The organism is Helicobacter pylori SA221C (assembly GCF_000476855.1).
GTDB classification, from domain to species: domain Bacteria; phylum Campylobacterota; class Campylobacteria; order Campylobacterales; family Helicobacteraceae; genus Helicobacter; species Helicobacter pylori_DK.
Window position 1 is genome coordinate 1 of record NZ_CBPT010000014.1, and the last position, 17,071, is coordinate 17,071.

General features: G+C 38.4%; 16 protein-coding genes and 1 tRNA gene. 11 read left to right on the forward strand and 6 right to left on the reverse strand.

Translation table 11 applies throughout. The features are described from left to right. From QU01_RS06455 to hemH, 3 genes are all read right to left on the reverse strand, one after another. The coding region (locus tag QU01_RS06455; protein ID WP_033762976.1) for a cytochrome c biogenesis protein at positions 1-2,806 on the reverse strand (2,806 nt) is incomplete at its 3' end. A gap of 9 nt (positions 2,807-2,815) precedes the next feature. Next, positions 2,816-3,481 carry a SoxW family protein gene (locus QU01_RS06460; protein ID WP_001941413.1) on the reverse strand — a complete coding sequence of 222 codons (666 nt, stop codon included), beginning with the start codon at positions 3,479-3,481 and terminating at the stop codon, positions 2,816-2,818. Between the two features lie 73 nt (positions 3,482-3,554). Then, a complete protein-coding gene (gene hemH, locus QU01_RS06465) occupies positions 3,555-4,562 on the reverse strand; it encodes a ferrochelatase (RefSeq protein WP_033762978.1) in 1,008 nt (335 codons plus the stop codon). A 55-nt stretch (positions 4,563-4,617) separates the two neighbouring features. Between hemH and QU01_RS06470 the strand changes: the two genes are divergently transcribed. Together QU01_RS06470 and QU01_RS06475 are read left to right on the forward strand one after the other, a co-directional pair. Beyond that, a complete protein-coding gene (locus tag QU01_RS06470; RefSeq protein ID WP_033762980.1) occupies positions 4,618-5,049 on the forward strand; it encodes a hypothetical protein in 432 nt (143 codons plus the stop codon). Further along, entirely contained in the window at positions 5,050-5,730 is a 681-nt protein-coding gene (locus tag QU01_RS06475; protein WP_033762981.1) for a 16S rRNA (uracil(1498)-N(3))-methyltransferase, read from the forward strand. 23 nt (positions 5,731-5,753) lie between these two features. Here the strand turns inward: QU01_RS06475 and QU01_RS06480 are convergent, their stop codons facing one another. Then, the gene (locus QU01_RS06480; protein ID WP_033762983.1) at positions 5,754-7,853 is read right to left on the reverse strand and encodes a porin family protein; all 2,100 of its coding nucleotides are present in this window, start codon (positions 7,851-7,853) and stop codon (positions 5,754-5,756) included. Between the two features lie 215 nt (positions 7,854-8,068). After that, complete coding sequence (gene dcd / locus QU01_RS06485) at positions 8,069-8,635, reverse strand: dCTP deaminase (RefSeq protein WP_000523102.1); 567 nt, start codon at positions 8,633-8,635, stop codon at positions 8,069-8,071. A gap of 129 nt (positions 8,636-8,764) precedes the next feature. Between dcd and accB the strand changes: the two genes are divergently transcribed. The 6 genes from accB to pseC all read left to right on the forward strand — a co-directional run bounded on the left by accB (position 8,765) and on the right by pseC (position 14,043). Continuing rightward, the gene (accB, locus tag QU01_RS06490; RefSeq protein WP_033762985.1) at positions 8,765-9,247 is read left to right on the forward strand and encodes an acetyl-CoA carboxylase biotin carboxyl carrier protein; all 483 of its coding nucleotides are present in this window, start codon (positions 8,765-8,767) and stop codon (positions 9,245-9,247) included. 5 nt (positions 9,248-9,252) lie between these two features. Next, a complete protein-coding gene (locus QU01_RS06495; protein WP_033762988.1) occupies positions 9,253-10,620 on the forward strand; it encodes an acetyl-CoA carboxylase biotin carboxylase subunit in 1,368 nt (455 codons plus the stop codon). A gap of 92 nt (positions 10,621-10,712) precedes the next feature. Then, positions 10,713-11,675: a restriction endonuclease gene (locus tag QU01_RS06500; protein WP_033762990.1), complete on the forward strand. Its 963-nt coding sequence runs from the start codon at positions 10,713-10,715 to the stop codon at positions 11,673-11,675. Then, positions 11,675-12,223 (forward strand): hypothetical protein, encoded by a 549-nt coding sequence (locus QU01_RS06505; protein WP_033762991.1) that lies wholly within the window; start codon positions 11,675-11,677, stop codon positions 12,221-12,223. The genes QU01_RS06500 and QU01_RS06505 overlap by 1 nt, the downstream gene beginning before the upstream one ends. 93 nt (positions 12,224-12,316) lie before the next feature. Then, positions 12,317-12,910, forward strand: coding sequence for a hypothetical protein (locus tag QU01_RS06510; RefSeq protein WP_033762992.1), 594 nt, complete (start codon positions 12,317-12,319; stop codon positions 12,908-12,910). Further along, complete coding sequence (gene pseC, locus QU01_RS06515; RefSeq protein WP_033762994.1) at positions 12,907-14,043, forward strand: UDP-4-amino-4,6-dideoxy-N-acetyl-beta-L-altrosamine transaminase; 1,137 nt, start codon at positions 12,907-12,909, stop codon at positions 14,041-14,043. Before QU01_RS06510 ends, pseC begins: the two co-directional genes overlap by 4 nt. 25 nt (positions 14,044-14,068) lie before the next feature. Here pseC and QU01_RS06520 read toward each other — a convergent pair. Then, positions 14,069-14,153 (reverse strand) — tRNA-Leu (locus QU01_RS06520). Positions 14,154-14,357: 204 nt separating this feature from the next. On the opposite strand from QU01_RS06520, the gene QU01_RS06525 reads away from it, so the two are divergent. Genes QU01_RS06525 through QU01_RS06535 form a run of 3 tightly spaced genes read left to right on the forward strand, consistent with a single transcriptional unit; the run spans position 14,358 to position 17,070 of the window. Then, positions 14,358-15,383 carry a ribonucleotide-diphosphate reductase subunit beta gene (locus QU01_RS06525; RefSeq protein ID WP_000453994.1) on the forward strand — a complete coding sequence of 342 codons (1,026 nt, stop codon included), beginning with the start codon at positions 14,358-14,360 and terminating at the stop codon, positions 15,381-15,383. Between the two features lie 9 nt (positions 15,384-15,392). Beyond that, positions 15,393-16,022, forward strand: coding sequence for a protein-L-isoaspartate O-methyltransferase (gene pcm / locus QU01_RS06530; RefSeq protein WP_033762995.1), 630 nt, complete (start codon positions 15,393-15,395; stop codon positions 16,020-16,022). Between the two features lie 10 nt (positions 16,023-16,032). Continuing rightward, positions 16,033-17,070: an LptF/LptG family permease gene (locus QU01_RS06535; protein ID WP_033762997.1), complete on the forward strand. Its 1,038-nt coding sequence runs from the start codon at positions 16,033-16,035 to the stop codon at positions 17,068-17,070. Position 17,071 lies beyond the last annotated feature (1 nt).

Below are 17,071 nucleotides of genomic sequence, written 5' to 3' on the forward strand. Positions count from 1 at the left end.
CCAATTTAGGCAAACTCAAATGGCGTTTGAAATACGCCAAGATCACGAGAGCGAAAGGTATCGCTACCAAAAAGTATAAAAAAGTAGGGATCGGCAAGGGATCGCCTGCGGCATAGCTGTGCAAGCCAGAAAGGTAGTAATTTACGCCAAAATAAGTCATTAAAACCGAATAAAACCCTAAAACGCTGCTACTCGCTAAAATAAAGGGCCAATTTTGAGAGCCTAAAAAACGCAAATGCAAGATCAAGGCATAGACGCAAATAGAAATCAATGCCCAAGTTTCTTTAGGGTCCCACCCCCAATAGCGCCCCCAAGATTCATTCGCCCACACCCCACCTAAGAAATTCCCAGCCGTGAGCATGAACAGGCCTAAAATCATGCTCATTTCATTGATAGCGCTAATGGAGAGAATGGTTTTATCCAAATTGAAACGCCCTTGTTTGCGCAAAATAAATAAAACCAAGCTTAAAATCCCTAGCACAAAACACAAGCCCAAAAAGCCATAACTAGCGGTGATGACAGAGACATGGATATTGAGCCAATAGGATTTTAACACCGGCACTAAATGGCCGATTTGAGGGTCCATAAAGCCTAAATGAGCCACAAAGAGCGCGATACCGGCTAAAAAGCTAGAAGCCGATAGCGCGAGTTTGGAGCGTAAAACAAACCCTGCGATAACAGAAGCCCATGCGATATAAAGCATGGACTCATAAGCGTTGCTCCAAGGCGAATGCCCACTCACATACCAGCGCAAGATTAGCCCCATAGAATGAGCGATCGCGCAAAGCAAGATAGCGGTATAAAGGATTCTAGTGAGCCAAATATTAGGGGGGGTGTTTTTAACCAGAGAGCTGATCACAACGATAAAAAGCAATAACCCTAGAAGGATATAAGGCAAGGTCAGGCGGTTAAAAAAATTGGTGTGGTTTAAAAAAATTTCAGAATCCACTTTTGAAGAAGATAGATAGAGGTTTTTGGCATGCTCTTGTTGGTAAATGCTTAAATCTTTTAGGGTTTTTTCCACTTTATCCCATTGATTGGTTTTTAAAGCGTCATCAAACCCGCTAAAAATATTTTTTAAAAACGCCGTTGCCACGCTTGAAATTTCTTTATTGGGGCTATTGATCGCTTCAATGGGCGAGAGCCAAGCGGTGGTTTTATCGCTAGGGAAAATGCGTAAAAATTGAGCGCTAAAAAGCGTATAGACTAAGTTGATTCGTTCATCTACTTTTAAGACATCTTTATCCAACTCGTTGCGCGCGTTAGGGGATTTTTGATTAACTTCTTCAACAAGATTTTTTAATTTATACCCACGGCTATCAAACGCATCTCTAAAAGCGATACGGCTTTCGTCTAAAGGCGTGCCGATAAGCTTTCTTAAGGCTTTACTAGAAGTGTAAATCATCTTAATACTGCGCCAATCATTGGGGAAAAACATGATCCCTAAAAGCGTTTGCATGGCGTTTAACCCTTGAAAATCATCTTTTTTTAAAATCTTATGGATATATTCAATGCTGATGGTATCAAGGGGTTTGATACGCCCATCAAAATCCTGGACTTGAAGCCTTTGAAAGGCTTTTAAGTGGTCTTTGGAATACTCTCTTAAATGCTTCAAACGCTCCAAAATCGCGCTTTTAGAATCCTCTTTATTAGCGGAATTTTCTACGCTTTGTCGCTCAATTTTAGCGCTTTTGCCCCCATGCATGTCAATTTGGCCTTCATTGGCGAACGAGGAAGTAAAGGGGCTGATTAGAATTAAAGCGAGTAAGAAACTAGCAACTTGTTGGGATTTTAAAAAGCGTGAAAGCTTTAAAAAACGCCCGTTTTTATCCAAAAGCAACCACAAAGCCCCCAAAATAAGCATCGCATACCCTAAATAAGTGGGGATTTTACCTGGGTCTTTATTGACAGAAAGGATCGTGCCTTTTTCATCCGTATCATAGGAAGATTGGAAAAAGCGATAGCCTTCATAATCTAAAACATGGTTCATAAAAATCCTATAAGGTTTGATTAAAGTGTTATCCAATTTCAAAACTTCCACTTCTGAAGCGTAAGATGAAGGGCTCATAGAACCAGCGTAGCGTTCTAATTCAAAACGCTTCAGTTTGATTTGAAAGGGCAATCCAATGTAAGCCGATCCAAAACTTAAAGAGAGCTTGTCGTCTTTAAACATTTCGCTTTCTTCTATGCCTTCATTCCTGTTGTTTTTAATGAGGTTGAATTTGTGGCTCACGCCGTTATAGGTCGCTTTTAACACTAAAATGGTAGCGTCATCTTTTTTAATGGCGTTTTGCTTGTAGATCTCTAAGGGTTCTAAAATTAAAGGCTTGTGATCTAAAGTGGCATGAATGGGTTTTAATCGTTTGGAATGATAAAAGGTTAAAGGCGTTTTTAAAGAAAGTTTTTTTTCGTCGTTTAGGGTGATATTAAGGTAAGTGTCCGCGCTTTCAAAAGAGCTTTGCACGCTATTTTCTCGCACATGCATAAGCCCTTCTACGCCAAAAAAGCGCGTGATGGCTGCCCCCAAAATGATTAAAATCAAGGAGCTGTGGAAAAAAAGGCTCGCATACCTTTTGCGCTCCAAAGCTTTAGATTTAATGAATGTGCCTATTAAAACCACCAACAAATACGCATGCAAGAAATTAAACCAAGGGGTGTTATACACAATAGCCTTACTCGCGCTCGTGCCGTAATCGTTTTCTATAAAAGTGGCTATCGCGCACGCACAAGCATAGAGCGCGATTAAAGGGATAGCGACCCAAAAAGAAGCAAACAAAAAAGAGAGCAAGCTCTTAAGGTTTTTCATTCTCATTCCCTAGTTGGACTTGCTCTTAGAAAGGTTGGTTTTATACTTGATGTAAGCCTTTAATTTTTTAGTGAGATCCTCATCGTTTTTCGTGTCTTGATACTTCCCATCGCCGATAAATTCTAACACGGCTAAAAATTGCGTAGAAGGCATATAGCCGGGCAATTCATAGATGGTTTTGCCGGTTTTATCGGATAAAACAATCGTAGGGGTGGATTGGACGGCATAAATTTGTTCTAATTCTTCTGTAGACATTTTGATTTCTTTTTCATTATTTTTATCGCCGACTTTAAAATTATGCTCTTTGGAGTAGCTGATATTGACATAGTAAGCACTAAAATGCTCTTTAATGTAGTCGCGCAATTCTTTGACATTTTTGAGATCTTTTTTAAACCTTTCGCAATAGGAGCAACCATTACGACCAAAAACTAAAAGCATGTATTTATCATTAGGGCTAATGGACTTATTGTCTAAAAAAACATCTTCTAAACCGGCGTAACTCTTTTTGTCTATGTTGTCTCGCTCATCGTTCAATTCTTTGGAGCTTTGAGAGCCGGAACTTAAAAGATTTTCATCTAATTTGTCCTTATTGTTGGACTTGCAAGCGCTTAAAAATAGCGAAATCAATAATAAAACGCTTAAAAATTTCTTGGAAACATAAGAGAGTGAAAACATGTAATAACCTTTATCTTTTAATGGGTTTGAAAACTAGGTATCTTACTACAATAATCGCTTTTTGATGCATATTTTATCCGTCTTTGAGGTTTTTAACCCGTTCAATGATAAATTTTGCGAACTCTATGGAATCGTTTAAGCATGGGCAAACTAAATATTCCTTAATTGCCAAGCGCTCTGCCATCAAGCGGTATTGCATGTCTAATTCATAGATCGTTTCAGAATTGTCAATCGTGAAAGCCAAAGGATAGATGATAATATGAGACTTGCGGTGCTTTTCTATTAATTCTTCAGTGCTTGGCTCTAGCCATTTCATAGGCCCTAGCTTGGATTGGTAGGAGAGTAAAACTTCTTTAAAAGGGATATTTTTTTGTTGCATCAACTCTTTTAACAAACTCACATGGTGTTCGCATTCTTGCTGGTAAGTATCGCCGGCATCAATAACGCTTTTAGGTAAGCCATGTACGGAAAAGATTAGGACAAAATCCTGGCTTTTGCGGTTGTTTAGGGCGCTTAAAATCGTGTTCAAAATGATTTCATTAAGCTTTTTGTCAGCATAAAAGCGTTCTATCACTCGCACCTTAGGGCGGAAAGTTTCTAGGGATTTTAGGGCGTTAAAAGCGTCATTGAAACTAGAAAGGGTGGTGGTGCTAGAATATTGCGGATACATGGAAAAAAACACCAAGCTTTCTACCTCTTTTAAGGCTAAATCTTGCAAGACCATAGACGCATAAGGGGGGGTATAACGCATCGCATAAGTGTAAAAGCGAGAAGGATCCAATTCATTCAAACGCTCCGTAAGGGCGAATGTGATAGGCGTTAAAGGGGATTTGCCTCCTAATTTTTCATAGATTTTTTTGGATTTTTCTATGCGGTTATTGACAATCATTTTACCCACCATTTTACGCATAAAATTATTTTTAATGGTAAGGATAAAGGGGTCATCAAACATGTTTTTTAAAAACACCCCCACTTCATAAAGGCTGTTAGGCCCTCCCATATTCAAAAGAACAACCGCTTCTTTGGGGGATTTTGTGGCGTTATTTTCTAAATTATTAAGCTTTTCATTGATTAAATTCATTAGCACATGCTAAAATAAAACGATTAATAAAAAATAAATCGTTAGAAAGAAGTTAATGTTAGAGATGAGTTTGCAAGCATTAAATACACAAGATTCTTCTGTGATGGCTCAATCCTTGCTTGTCCATGCCTTTTTTGCCGCTTTGCTCGCCCTAGCCTTTATGATCAATCTTTACACCCTTTTTAAAGAAAAGAATTTTATCCAATTGAACAAAAAAATCTATCTTGTCATGCCAGCGATTTACATTCTTTTAAGCATCGCTCTTTTGAGCGGGATTTTTATTTGGGCGATGCAACAATTTGAATTTTCTTTTAGCGTTGTTGTCATGCTTTTAGGGCTGTTGTTGATGTTTATAGCAGAAATCAAACGCCATAAAAGCGTGAAATTCGCTATCACTAAAAAAGAAAGGATGGAAGCGTATATTAAAAAGGCTAAAATCCTGTATTTTTTAGAAACGATTCTTATTGTTGTGTTAATGGGCCTTTGAATGCGTTTTGTCTATCACCCTTTAGCCAAAGAGCCTGTTTTAAAAATAGAAGGCGAGAGTTACACGCATTTATACCGATCAAGGCGTATCAAAAGCGCGAGTCGTTTGGATTTAAGGAATTTAAAAGACGGCTTTTTATACACCTATGAGCATGCAGAAATCACTAAAAAACACGCCCTTTTAAGGCTAGTGGGCGCACAACCATTAGAGGTTATAGCTAGTAAAAAAACGCATTTGATTTTAAGCGTGATTGAAATCAAAAGTATTGAAAAAATCCTACCCTTTTTAAATCAATTAGGCGTGAGCAAGTTGAGTTTGTTCTATGCGGATTTTAGCCAGCGTAATGAAAAAATAGACAGCGCCAAATTAGAGCGCTTTCAAAAAATTTTGATTCATTCTTGCGAGCAGTGCGGTAGGAGCGCTTTAATGGAGTTGGAAGCGTTTCCAAACACTAAAGAGGTATTAAAAGCCTACCCAAAAGCGAGCGTTTTGGATTTTAACGGCAAAACATTACAAACCAATTTTAATGCTGAAAAGGGCGTTATCATAGGGCCTGAAGGGGGCTTTAGCGAACCAGAAAGAGAGTGTTTTAAAGAGCGTGAAATTTATCGCATCCCATTAGATATGGTGCTAAAGTCTGAGAGTGCATGCGTGTTTGTAGCGAGTATCGCACAAGTTTAGGGGATTATTGGGGATTTTAGATCCTAGAAAATCCACCCGTAATTAAAAAACACTTTAAAATGACTGCCCCCCTCATTCAAAACAACAGAGTTCGCATAGATGCCATTATTAGAAGCGATTTTAATACCGCTTTGGATTAAAGGAACGCTAATGCCTATGGAATATTTAGAATGCTTGTAGCGGTAATTAAACCCGGTAACTATATCTAAATTACCGCTTCCTTTGACTTGATTGAAAACATAGTAGCTATTGTATAAGCCCCTTAACCCCCCAAACACCCCAAAAGAGGAAGCAAAAACTTTTTTAGTTGGATTGCCTTGCTTTTTATTAGCGTAAGTGGTGATGAAATCAAACAACACATCCATTCCCCCACCATAGCTTAATTGCTGGATTTTTTCATCGTTAGCTTGAGCGTAGTTGTATTTAATGATGCCGTAATAGGCTAACCCTATGTAGTCATTGAAATAATGTTGGTAGCCTATTTTAACATTGGCCCCTAAAATAGGGCTTCTAAAAGATTGTTGGGCGCTAGAAGTTAAAAAACTTTGATTGAATGCGTTAAACACAGAGCTAGCGAAAGCTCTTGCGTTCAAACTGGCGTCTAAATAGTTGGCTTGGCTGCTCAAATTAGCGAAATTAATGGGCAGAGCGTTTTGATTGATGAGCTGTTGCCAGACAGCGGTAGTAACCCCTATAAGCCCAGCGGGGACTTGAGCGCAATTCGTATAAATAGAATTGGGGTAATTGCTAGGGAAAGCGGGCTGATTTTTGCCGCCAAAACGAGAGCAAACATCATAGTCGTAACCATCATGGTCTCGCACTTCATGCCCATTGCTAAATTCTAGCTCTTCTTTCCCGTTTTTCTCCACTTCATGCCCGCCTTCACACCGCACTTCTGGCCCGTTTGCTTCTTGGCACAAACGCACCCTTTGATAAGTCATGTTCCCATCATGCGTATAGCCTTTAGTGTGGCTAAATTCATGGATAATGTCTCTTAATTCCACAATATCAACTTTGTTCAAAGTTTTACCAAACAATTTTTCAGGATTTAAGGCAGAAGCTTCTATCCCCAGATTACCATCATTATCATCAAGTTCATACCCTAGCCCTACAAACCCTGATTTTAGGATATTCACTTCAAGATTGATCGTTCTTCTAAACGCATCTATAACGGATTGTGGGGTTAGCACGTATTTTTCATAGATGGGAGCGACACGCCCGTTATTGAAAGGATTCACGCACTTAGGAAAGTCAGAGCCGCACTCTGATGGGCTGTTAGAAAATTGGAAAGGAGCGTTTAAAACGGCTTCTTCCCACGATTTAGAGTCAAACACCGCAATCATATCCAACATTAAATTGGTCAATTCTTCTGCGGTTTGTGGGGTGAAATCTGACACACAATCATGGCAATTACCTTTAAAATTGTTAGTATCGGCGTTTTCATAACTCATCGTTACATTGGTCGTGATTTGGCTGAGCTTTTTAAACAAACTTTGCGTGTTAGCATCAGAAAATTGTGTGGCAGTGGCTTGAAGTTGTTGGTAATTAAAGCTATCAGCTTGTTCAAATTCTGAATCATTAAACAAGCTTGCAGGCAGAATGATTTGAGAATCTTTAGGGATAGTCTCTATCACGCCTAAATTGATTACCTTGCCTTGAGCGTCTTTAAAACTCAGTTCAACATTGTTTAAATTGTAAGGCAGAAAGTTTTGTATGGTTACGCTCCCATTAACCATATTCGCATACACAGGGCTTTGAGAATAAAAAGTTAAGCCATTTTCTATATTGTTCGTGGTGAATAGTTCGGTTGCGTTTTTTAAAATGGTGCTTTGGGGTATGTAGTATTTTCCGTAAGTGCTTTGGGGGGTGGCTGTATCGCTTTTGCTTTGTTCTTTGGGTTGCTCTTTAGTTTGGGGGTGGGTTAGGGGGTTTTCATAGATTTTTTGGGTGTTTTGGGTGTTTTGGGTTATTGTTTGTTCTTTAGTTTGTGTGCCTTCTAATAACCCGGTTTCAAACCCGGCTTCTACAAAAAAGCCGTCTTTTTGGTGTTTTTGAAAGGCTTCTAAAGGGTTGAACAAGCCGATTAAAGACAAACAAATCGTTCTGCTAACGAGTTTTAGCATGGTAATTTCCTAAATGGTTTAGCGTTTTGTTCTCAAAGAGTTTGTAACTCAATAAAACTGAATTTTCGTATTATAATACATTTTTGAGAAATTGCGGTATTGTTTGTATTAAAAAACGAATAATATTTGATAAAGAAAGGCTTTAATTGTTATGGGAATGGATAAAAAGATTAAAAAGCTTGATGGAGTTAGATTATTCCAGCTTTAATTTTTTGTCATTTCAAAATTTTAGGCAAAGTGATACCCACTTGCCCTTGATACTTACCGCCTCTGTCTTTATAGCTTTGCTCGCACATTTCATCGCCTTGCAAAAACACCACTTGCGCGATCCCCTCATTGGCATAGACTTTAGCCGGTAAATTAGTGGTGTTAGAAATTTCAATCGTGATATAGCCTTCAAATTCCGGCTCAAAAGGCGTAACATTCACAATGATCCCACACCTAGCGTAAGTGCTTTTGCCTAAACAAATCGCTAAAGTGTCTTTAGGCATTTTAAAATACTCTATCGTATGGGCTAGGGCGAACGCGTTAGCGGGTAAGATAAAAAAACCCTCTTTACTCGCATCAATTTTAGTCGCGTTGTTAGGGTCAAAGTTTTTAGGGTCAATTAAAGCGTTTTTGTTATCAAAGAGCATGAACTCACTCCCCACTCTAATATCATACCCATAACTGCTCAAACCATAACTGATCACATTCTTACCGACTTGCTTTTCGCAAAAAGGGCTAATCATGCCATGCTCTAAACTCATTTTTTTAATCCAAGAATCCGCTTTTAATCCCATACGCACAAAGCCTTTAAAGTTTGTTAATAATTATGTTATTATAACAATAATTTTTTGCTAAAAACGCTTATAGCTAGTGAGATTATGTGTTTGTGGCATATTTTAAAATAATATAAGGAATAGATCGTTATGAACCTTTCTGAAATTGAAGAGTTGATCAAAGAATTTAAAGCTTCTGATTTAGGGCATTTGAAATTAAAGCATGAGCATTTTGAGTTGGTTTTGGATAAAGAATCCGCTTATGCGAAAAAAAATGCGTTAAGTCCCGCTCATTCTCAAGCCCCCATCCAAGCCCCCATTATGGTAGAAGCGAGCATACCAAGTGTCCAAACCCCTGTGCCGATGGTATGCACCCCTATTGTGGATAAAAAAGAAGATTTCGTGCTTTCGCCCATGGTAGGCACTTTTTATCATGCGCCCTCCCCTGGGGCTGAGCCTTATGTCAAAGTGGGCGATACGCTTAAAAAAGGGCAAATCGTGGGCATTGTGGAAGCGATGAAAATCATGAATGAAATTGAAGTGGAATACCCTTGCAAGGTGGTTTCTGTTGAAGTGGGAGACGCTCAGCCGGTAGAATACGGCACAAAACTCATCAAAGTGGAAAAGCTTTAAAACCCATGAATAAAGAAAACAAAAAGGTGGAAAAAAAAGAGCTTTTGCGCATTTTGATCGCTAATAGAGGCGAGATCGCTTTAAGAGCGATCCAAACCATTCAAGAAATGGGTAAAGAATCCATAGCCATTTATTCTATCGCTGATAAGGACGCCCACTACCTCAATACGGCTAACGCAAAAGTGTGTATAGGGGGGGCAAAATCCAGCGAGAGTTACTTGAATATCCCTGCGATCATCAGCGCGGCGGAATTGTTTGAAGCCGATGCGATTTTCCCTGGGTATGGGTTTTTGAGTGAAAATCAAAACTTTGTAGAGATTTGCTCGCACCATTCTTTGGAATTTATTGGCCCGAGCGCGAAAGTCATGGCTTTAATGAGCGATAAATCCAAAGCCAAAAGCGTGATGAAAGAAGCCGGCATGCCTGTGATTGAGGGCAGTGAAGGGTTGCTTAAAAGCTATCAAGAAGCTGAAGAAATCGCTGATAAAATCGGCTATCCTGTCATCATTAAAGCGGCCGCTGGTGGGGGCGGAAGGGGGATGCGCGTCGTAGAAGATAAATCCAGGCTTAAAAACCTTTATTTAGCCGCAGAAACGGAAGCTTTGAGCGCGTTTGGCGATGGGAGCGTGTATTTAGAAAAATTCATCAACAAGCCCAAGCACATTGAAGTCCAAATTCTAGCCGATAAGCATGGCAATGTCATTCATGTGGGCGAAAGGGATTGCTCGGTGCAAAGACGCCAACAAAAGCTCATTGAAGAAACCCCGGCGGTGGTTTTAGAAGAAGGCGTGCGTAAGCGTTTGCTAGAAACAGCGATTAAAGCCGCTAAATACATCGGCTATGTGGGGGCGGGGACTTTTGAATTTTTGCTTGATTCTAACATGAAAGATTTTTATTTCATGGAGATGAACACTCGTTTGCAAGTGGAACACACCATTAGCGAAATGGTGAGCGGGTTAAACCTCATTGAGTGGATGATTAAAATCGCTCAAGGCGAAAAATTGCCCAAGCAAGAAAGCTTTTCTCTCAAAGGGCATGCGATAGAATGCCGAATCACGGCAGAAGATCCTAAAAAATTCTACCCAAGCCCGGGTAAAATCACTGAATGGATCGCCCCTGGCGGGGTGAATGTGCGCCTTGATTCGCATGCACATGCCAATTATGTCGTGCCTACGAACTATGATTCCATGATAGGCAAGCTCATTGTGTGGGGTGAAAACAGAGAAAGAGCGATCGCTAAGATGAAAAGGGCTTTAAAGGAATTTAAAGTAGAGGGCATTAAAACGACCATTCCTTTCCATATTGAAATGCTTGAAAATGCGGATTTCAGGCAAGCAAAAATCCACACGAAGTATTTAGAAGAAAATTTTTAAGTTTTAAGGATTTTCTTAAGCATAGTTTAAGGGTTTTAAGCGGTCAGAAGGAATTGGCATTAAATTTTATAATTTTGTAGTAAAATTTTTTCATGCAAACCTTGTTTAAAGAAATTACCCCTAAACGCTATGTCAATGGCAATGAGATGAAAGAAAATTCTAGCAATGTTCTAGATCAGTATTTCACTAAACCTAGTGTGGCTTTAAAATGCTTTCAAAAAGCTTGTGAAGTTATTAAAAAATACGAAAATCCAGATGACTTTATTTTTTTAGAGCCAAGCGCAGGCGATGGGGTGTTTTATGACTTATTCCCTAAAAATAGACGCATCGGTATAGATATTGAACCTAAAAGAGATGGTTTCATTCAATGCGATTTTTTAAATTATAAATTGCCCACGCATCAAAAAGTGATTTGCTTGGGCAACCCTCCTTTTGGGCATCGTGGGGTTATGGCGTTAGAATTTATCAACCATGCTAGAAATTGTGATTTTGTGTGTTTTATCCTACCCATGTTCTTTGAAAGTCAAGGAAAAGGCTCTATTAAGTATCGCGTGAAAGGTTTAAATCTGCTTTATAGCGAACGCTTAGAAAAAAATGCGTTTATAGATTTTAAAAATAAAGAAGTGGATGTGCATTGCGTGTTTCAAATTTGGAGCAAAAAGTATCAAAATAAAAAAAATGAATTTTCTTGGTATAAGAATCGCCATAAAGAACCCTTTGGCGAATATATCAAGGTTTTCACGGTTTCATTAGCTAAAAACAGAGAATGCGGTAAAGAGTGGATTTTTAATCAAAAAGCGTCTTTTTACATTTCATCAACTTTTTATAAAAGCACACAAATTGTAGAGAACTTTGAGGAAGTTAAGTATCAATCTGGTATTGCTGTGGTATTTACCAGCGCTGACAAGGTTTTAAACGCTAAATTAAAAAAACTATTCAAAGAGATTGATTGGACAAAATACGCAAGTTTAGCGACTAATTCTTGCTATCATTTAGGAAAAAGCCATATTTTTCAAGCCCTACATGATCATTTGGATAGTTTAAAGGATAATTGATGGATTTGGAACAAACTTTTTTAAAAATTATTGAAAAAAAACATAAAGAATTGAATTTAGGGCAAGATTACAACGCTATTTTTTCAAAAATTAGAGATTTTGAAGCCAACGCTATAGGGCAGATTGGTGAAGAGTTTTTAAAAAGTGTGCTTAACGCTATAGATGGAGTGATCAATGATGGCATTATTCATGATGAATACGATATTATGACAAAAAGCGGTGTGTCTTTTGAAGTCAAAACAGCGCGAAAAGGCAGAACCAACAACACTTTTCAGTTCAATGGTATAAACCCACGATACAACTATGATTTTTTGATTTGCTTAGGAGTGTGCGAAGACCAATTACTTTATAGAATTTTTAAAAAAGATGAAATCCATTACATTCATAAAGAAAGAAAATACTTTATGAAACAAAATGAATTTAAAAAGCAATTGGTGCCAATGAATCCTGATAATCAAGTCAATTATAAGCTCACTCTCAATATTAAAGAATTGGAAGAAATTACAAACCTCATCAAAGAGTTAGAAAGGGTTTTAGGGTTAGATTAATATTTTTAGATAGAATTGGGTGGATTAAAATGTTTTTAGGAATAGAGTTTGCTTATCTTGTCTTTAAGAAAATCCAATGAAATGGAGAATAAGATGTCTAAGATTTCAAATCATTATAACCCGTCTTTGATGGTAAGGGATTACCACAGGGTTGGTTCGCGCACAAGAAAAGAAGAAAATAAGGAAATTCAAAATCTTTCAGAGAATGATGAAAAAATCAAATTAGCCAAACAAGCTAAGCAGGATAACCTAGCCATAGGGGATTTAGAAAGCCGTCTCAAAAGCTTAAAAGGCATGGATAAAGACGCTAAGGAATTGGTAGGGATTTCTAAAGCTTACGCTCATAATAATGAAAAAGATCGAAGCGATTTTGAGCATTTCAAAAGCCGTTTAGATAAAGCGATTGATTCTTTCAATCAAAAATCAGGCAACGATAGTTTGAAACTCCCTGGTAATATTGACATTGACGACACGAAGGCTTTGGAAAAATTTTCAAAATCATTAGAAAGTGAGAAAGAAAACATTCAAAATTCTTTGCACCAGTGGAAAAAACAGCTCACTGAAACGAATCATTTAAACAAGGAATACAACACCTTAGATAAAACAAGACTGAACGCTCAAAAATTCCAAGATGTCCATGATACAAGCAAAATCACCCCATCTCGCTTACAAGACTTGCTCGCTTGAAAGAGTTTGCTTATAGCGAGCCTTGTTTAGACGAAGAAGATAAAAAGGCTGTTTTAGAGGTTTTAAATTCCAAACAGCTCACGCAAGGCAAACGCTCTCTTTTGTTTGAAGAAGCTTTGTGCGAGTTTTTGGGCGTTAAGCATGCGTTAGTGTTTAACAGCGCGACTTCAGCCCTTTTAACGCTTTATAGGAATTTTAGCGGATTTAACGCTGATTGTAATGAAATAATCACCACCCCCATAAGCTTTGTAGCGACGGCTAACATGCTCTTAGAGAGTGGTTATAGACCCGTGTTTGCTGAAGTCAAAAACGATGGCAATATAGATGAATTGGCCCTAGAAAAGCTCATTACTAAAAAAACCAAAGCCATAGTGAGCGTGGATTATGCCGGTAAAAGCGTGGAAATAGAAAGCATTCAAAAGCTTTGCAAAAAGCATTCTTTGAGTTTTCTTTCTGACAGCTCGCATGCTTTAGGGAGCGAGTATCAAAACAAAAAAGTAGGAGACTTTGCGTTAGCGAGCGTGTTTAGTTTCCATGCCATTAAGCCTATCACTACGGCTGAGGGGGGAGCGGTCGTTACTAACGATAGCGAATTGTATGAAAAAATGAAATTGTTTCGCTCTCATGGCATGCTCAAAAAAGATTTTTTTGAAGGCGAAGTCAAAAGCGTAGGGCATAACTTCCGTTTGAATGAAATCCAAAGCGCTTTGGGTTTGAGCCAACTTAAAAAAGCCTCCCTTTTCATGCAAAAAAGAGAAGAAGTCGCTCTAGTTTATGATAGGATTTTTAAAGATAACCCTTATTTCACCCCTTTACACCCCTTGTTAAAAAATAAAAGCTCTAACCACCTTTATCCTATTTTAATGCACCAAAAATTTTTTACATGCAAAAAACTCATTTTAGAAAATTTGCACAAGCTTGGCATTTTAGCCCAAGTGCATTACAAACCTATTTATCAATACCAATTGTACCAACAGCTCTTTAACACAGCCCCATTAAAAAGCGCAGAAGATTTTTATAACGCTGAAATTTCCTTGCCTTGTCATGCGAATTTAAATTTAGAAAGCGTTCAAAACATCGCTCATGGCGTTTTAAAAACTTTTGAAGGTTTTAATAGAATAAGTTCCATTTAGGGCTTCAAGTCTTAATCATTAAGAATGGTGCGGAAGAAAGGAATCGAACCTTCATGCCTTGCGGCGCTAGATCCTAAGTCTAGTGCGTCTACCAATTTCGCCACTTCCGCGCACCGCACGCCATCGCATGCTATATTAAGAAGTAGAAAATAAAGAAGCAGTATTTTAGCTGTTTAATCCTTTAAAAATACTGAAAAATTGAAGTTTTTTATAAATTTGGAGTTTTTTCTGGCTTTTAGGGGGTTTTAAATTCTTTTAAGGTATTCTAACGAGACTATATCATTGAGATAGTTTTAAGGAAATTAAGGAACAAAATGGAAGTTTCACGCAAGAAAATTTACAACCCCAATTCTACAGAAAGTGTGAATGAAAGAAAGATTTTTGGGGGCAATCCTACAAGCATGTTTGATTTGAATAAGATCAAGTATCAATGGGCGGATCATTTGTGGAAAACGATGCTCGCTAACACCTGGTTTGCTGAAGAAGTGAGCATGAATGATGACAAAAGGGATTATTTGAAATTGAGTGCAGAAGAAAAGATCGGTTATGACAGAGCTTTAGCGCAACTCATTTTTATGGATAGCTTGCAAGCGAATAATTTAATTGACAATATCAATCCCTTTATTACCAGTCCCGAAATCAATTTGTGTTTGGTGCGTCAAGCTTATGAAGAAGCCTTACACAGCCATGCGTATGCGGTGATGGTAGAAAGCATTAGCGCGAATACTGAAGAAATTTATGACATGTGGCGTAACGACATGCAATTAAAAAGCAAGAACGACTATATCGCGCAAGTGTATATGGAATTAGCCAAAAACCCTACAGAAGAAAACATCCTCAAAGCGCTTTTTGCGAACCAGATTTTAGAGGGGATTTATTTTTATAGCGGGTTTAGCTATTTTTACACTTTGGCTAGGAGCGGTAAGATGCTAGGATCAGCGCAAATGATTCGTTTTATCCAAAGAGATGAGGTAACGCATTTGATTTTATTCCAAAACATGATCAACGCTTTAAGGAATGAAAGAGCGGATCTATTCACGCCAAAATTGATTAATGAAGTCATAGAAATGTTTAAAAAAGCGGTAGAAATTGAAGCCTCATGGGGGGATTATATCACGCAAGGCAAGATTTTAGGGCTCACTTCAAGCTTGATTGAGCAATACATCCAGTTTTTAGCAGATAGCCGTTTGAGTAAGGTGGGTATCGCTAAAGTTTATGGCGTCCAACACCCCATTAAATGGGTAGAAAGCTTTTCAAGTTTCAATGAGCAACGCTCCAATTTCTTTGAAGCTAGGGTGAGCAATTACGCTAAAGGGAGCGTGAGTTTTGATGATTTTTAAGGGGTTTGTTTGAATAGTATCAAAAACCATTTGATGTGTGAAGAAATCCACAAGCGTTTCAATTTGCACCCCAAAGTGAGGAAGGCTATGGAGAACATTGAAAGGGAAGTTTTTGTGCCAGCCCCTTTTAAACATTTTGCCTACACTTTAAACGCGCTTTCTATGCAAGCGCAGCAATACATTTCTTCGCCCCTAACCGTGGCCAAAATGACGCAATATTTAGAAATCGATCATGTGGATAGCGTGCTAGAAATTGGCTGCGGGAGCGGCTATCAAGCGGCGGTGCTGTCTCAAATTTTCAGGCGCGTTTTTAGCGTTGAAAGGATTGAAAGCCTGTATTTAGAAGCGCGTTTGCGCCTTAAAACTCTCGGTTTAGACAACGTTCATGTTAAATTCGCTGATGGGAACAAGGGCTGGGATCAATACGCCCCCTATGATAGGATTTTGTTCTCTGCTTGCGCTAAAAATATCCCCCAAGCGCTTATTGATCAGCTTGAAGAAGGCGGGATTTTAGTTGCACCCATTCAAGAAAACAACGAGCAAGTCATCAAACGCTTTGTGAAGCAAAATAACGCTTTGCGTGTCCAAAAAGTGTTAGAAAAATGCTCGTTTGTGCCTGTTGTAGATGGGGTGCAATAAAGATTAAGGCATGATTAAACACTATCTTTTTATGGCGGTTTCGCAAGTCTTTTTCTCTTTCTTTTTAGTGCTGTTTTTTATCTCTTCTATCGTGCTATTAATCAGTATCGCAAGCGTAACGCTCGTGATTAAAGTGAGCTTTTTGGATCTAGTGCAACTCTTTTTGTATTCCTTGCCAGGAACCATCTTTTTTATTTTACCAATCACTTTTTTTGCGGCTTGCGCTTTAGGGCTTTCAAGGCTTAGCTATGACCATGAATTGTTAGTGTTTTTCTCTTTAGGGGTTTCGCCTAAAACAATGACTAAAGCGTTTGTGCCTTTAAGTCTGTTAGTGAGCGCGATTTTATTAGTGTTTTCGCTCATTTTAATCCCCACTTCTAAGAGCGCTTATTACGGGTTTTTGCGTCAAAAAAAAGACAAGATTGATATTAACATCAGAGCGGGCGAATTCGGGCAAAAATTAGGCGATTGGCTCGTGTATGTGGATAAGGCTGAGAACAATTCCTATGATAATTTAGTGCTTTTTTCTAATAAAAGCCTTTCTCAAGAAAGCTTCATTCTAGCCCAAAAAGGCAATATCAACAATCAAAACGGCGTGTTTGAATTGAATTTATACAAAGGGCATGCGTATTTCACTCAAGGCGATAAAATGCGTAAAGTTGATTTTGAAGAATTGCATTTGCGCAACAAGCTCAAGTCTTTCAATTCTAATGATGCGGCTTATTTGCAAGGCACGGATTATTTAGGCTATTGGAAAAAAGCCTTTGGTAAAAACGCTAATAAAAATCAAAAACGCCGTTTTTCTCAAGCGATCTTAGTTTCCTTATTCCCTTTAGCGAGCGTGTTTTTGATCCCTTTATTTGGCATCGCCAACCCACGATTCAAAACGAATTGGAGTTATTTCTATGTCCTTGGAGCGGTTGGGATTTATTTCTTAATGGTGCATGTGATTTCTACGGATTTGTTTTTGATGACCTTTTTCTTCCCCTTTATTTGGGCGTTTGTCTCTTATTTGTTGTTTAGAAAATTCATTTTAAAGCGTTATTAAA

Coding starts and splice junctions, on each gene's coding strand:
- QU01_RS06460 (WP_001941413.1), bottom strand. CDS start 3,481: ATGTTTTCACTCTCTTATGTTTCCAAGAAATTTTTAAGCGTTTTATTA.
- hemH (WP_033762978.1), bottom strand. CDS start 4,562: ATGAATTTAATCAATGAAAAGCTTAATAATTTAGAAAATAACGCCACA.
- QU01_RS06470 (WP_033762980.1), top strand. CDS start 4,618: ATGTTAGAGATGAGTTTGCAAGCATTAAATACACAAGATTCTTCTGTG.
- QU01_RS06475 (WP_033762981.1), top strand. CDS start 5,050: ATGCGTTTTGTCTATCACCCTTTAGCCAAAGAGCCTGTTTTAAAAATA.
- QU01_RS06480 (WP_033762983.1), bottom strand. CDS start 7,853: ATGCTAAAACTCGTTAGCAGAACGATTTGTTTGTCTTTAATCGGCTTG.
- dcd (WP_000523102.1), bottom strand. CDS start 8,635: ATGGGATTAAAAGCGGATTCTTGGATTAAAAAAATGAGTTTAGAGCAT.
- accB (WP_033762985.1), top strand. CDS start 8,765: ATGAACCTTTCTGAAATTGAAGAGTTGATCAAAGAATTTAAAGCTTCT.
- QU01_RS06495 (WP_033762988.1), top strand. CDS start 9,253: ATGAATAAAGAAAACAAAAAGGTGGAAAAAAAAGAGCTTTTGCGCATT.
- QU01_RS06500 (WP_033762990.1), top strand. CDS start 10,713: ATGCAAACCTTGTTTAAAGAAATTACCCCTAAACGCTATGTCAATGGC.
- QU01_RS06505 (WP_033762991.1), top strand. CDS start 11,675: ATGGATTTGGAACAAACTTTTTTAAAAATTATTGAAAAAAAACATAAA.
- QU01_RS06510 (WP_033762992.1), top strand. CDS start 12,317: ATGTCTAAGATTTCAAATCATTATAACCCGTCTTTGATGGTAAGGGAT.
- QU01_RS06525 (WP_000453994.1), top strand. CDS start 14,358: ATGGAAGTTTCACGCAAGAAAATTTACAACCCCAATTCTACAGAAAGT.
- QU01_RS06535 (WP_033762997.1), top strand. CDS start 16,033: ATGATTAAACACTATCTTTTTATGGCGGTTTCGCAAGTCTTTTTCTCT.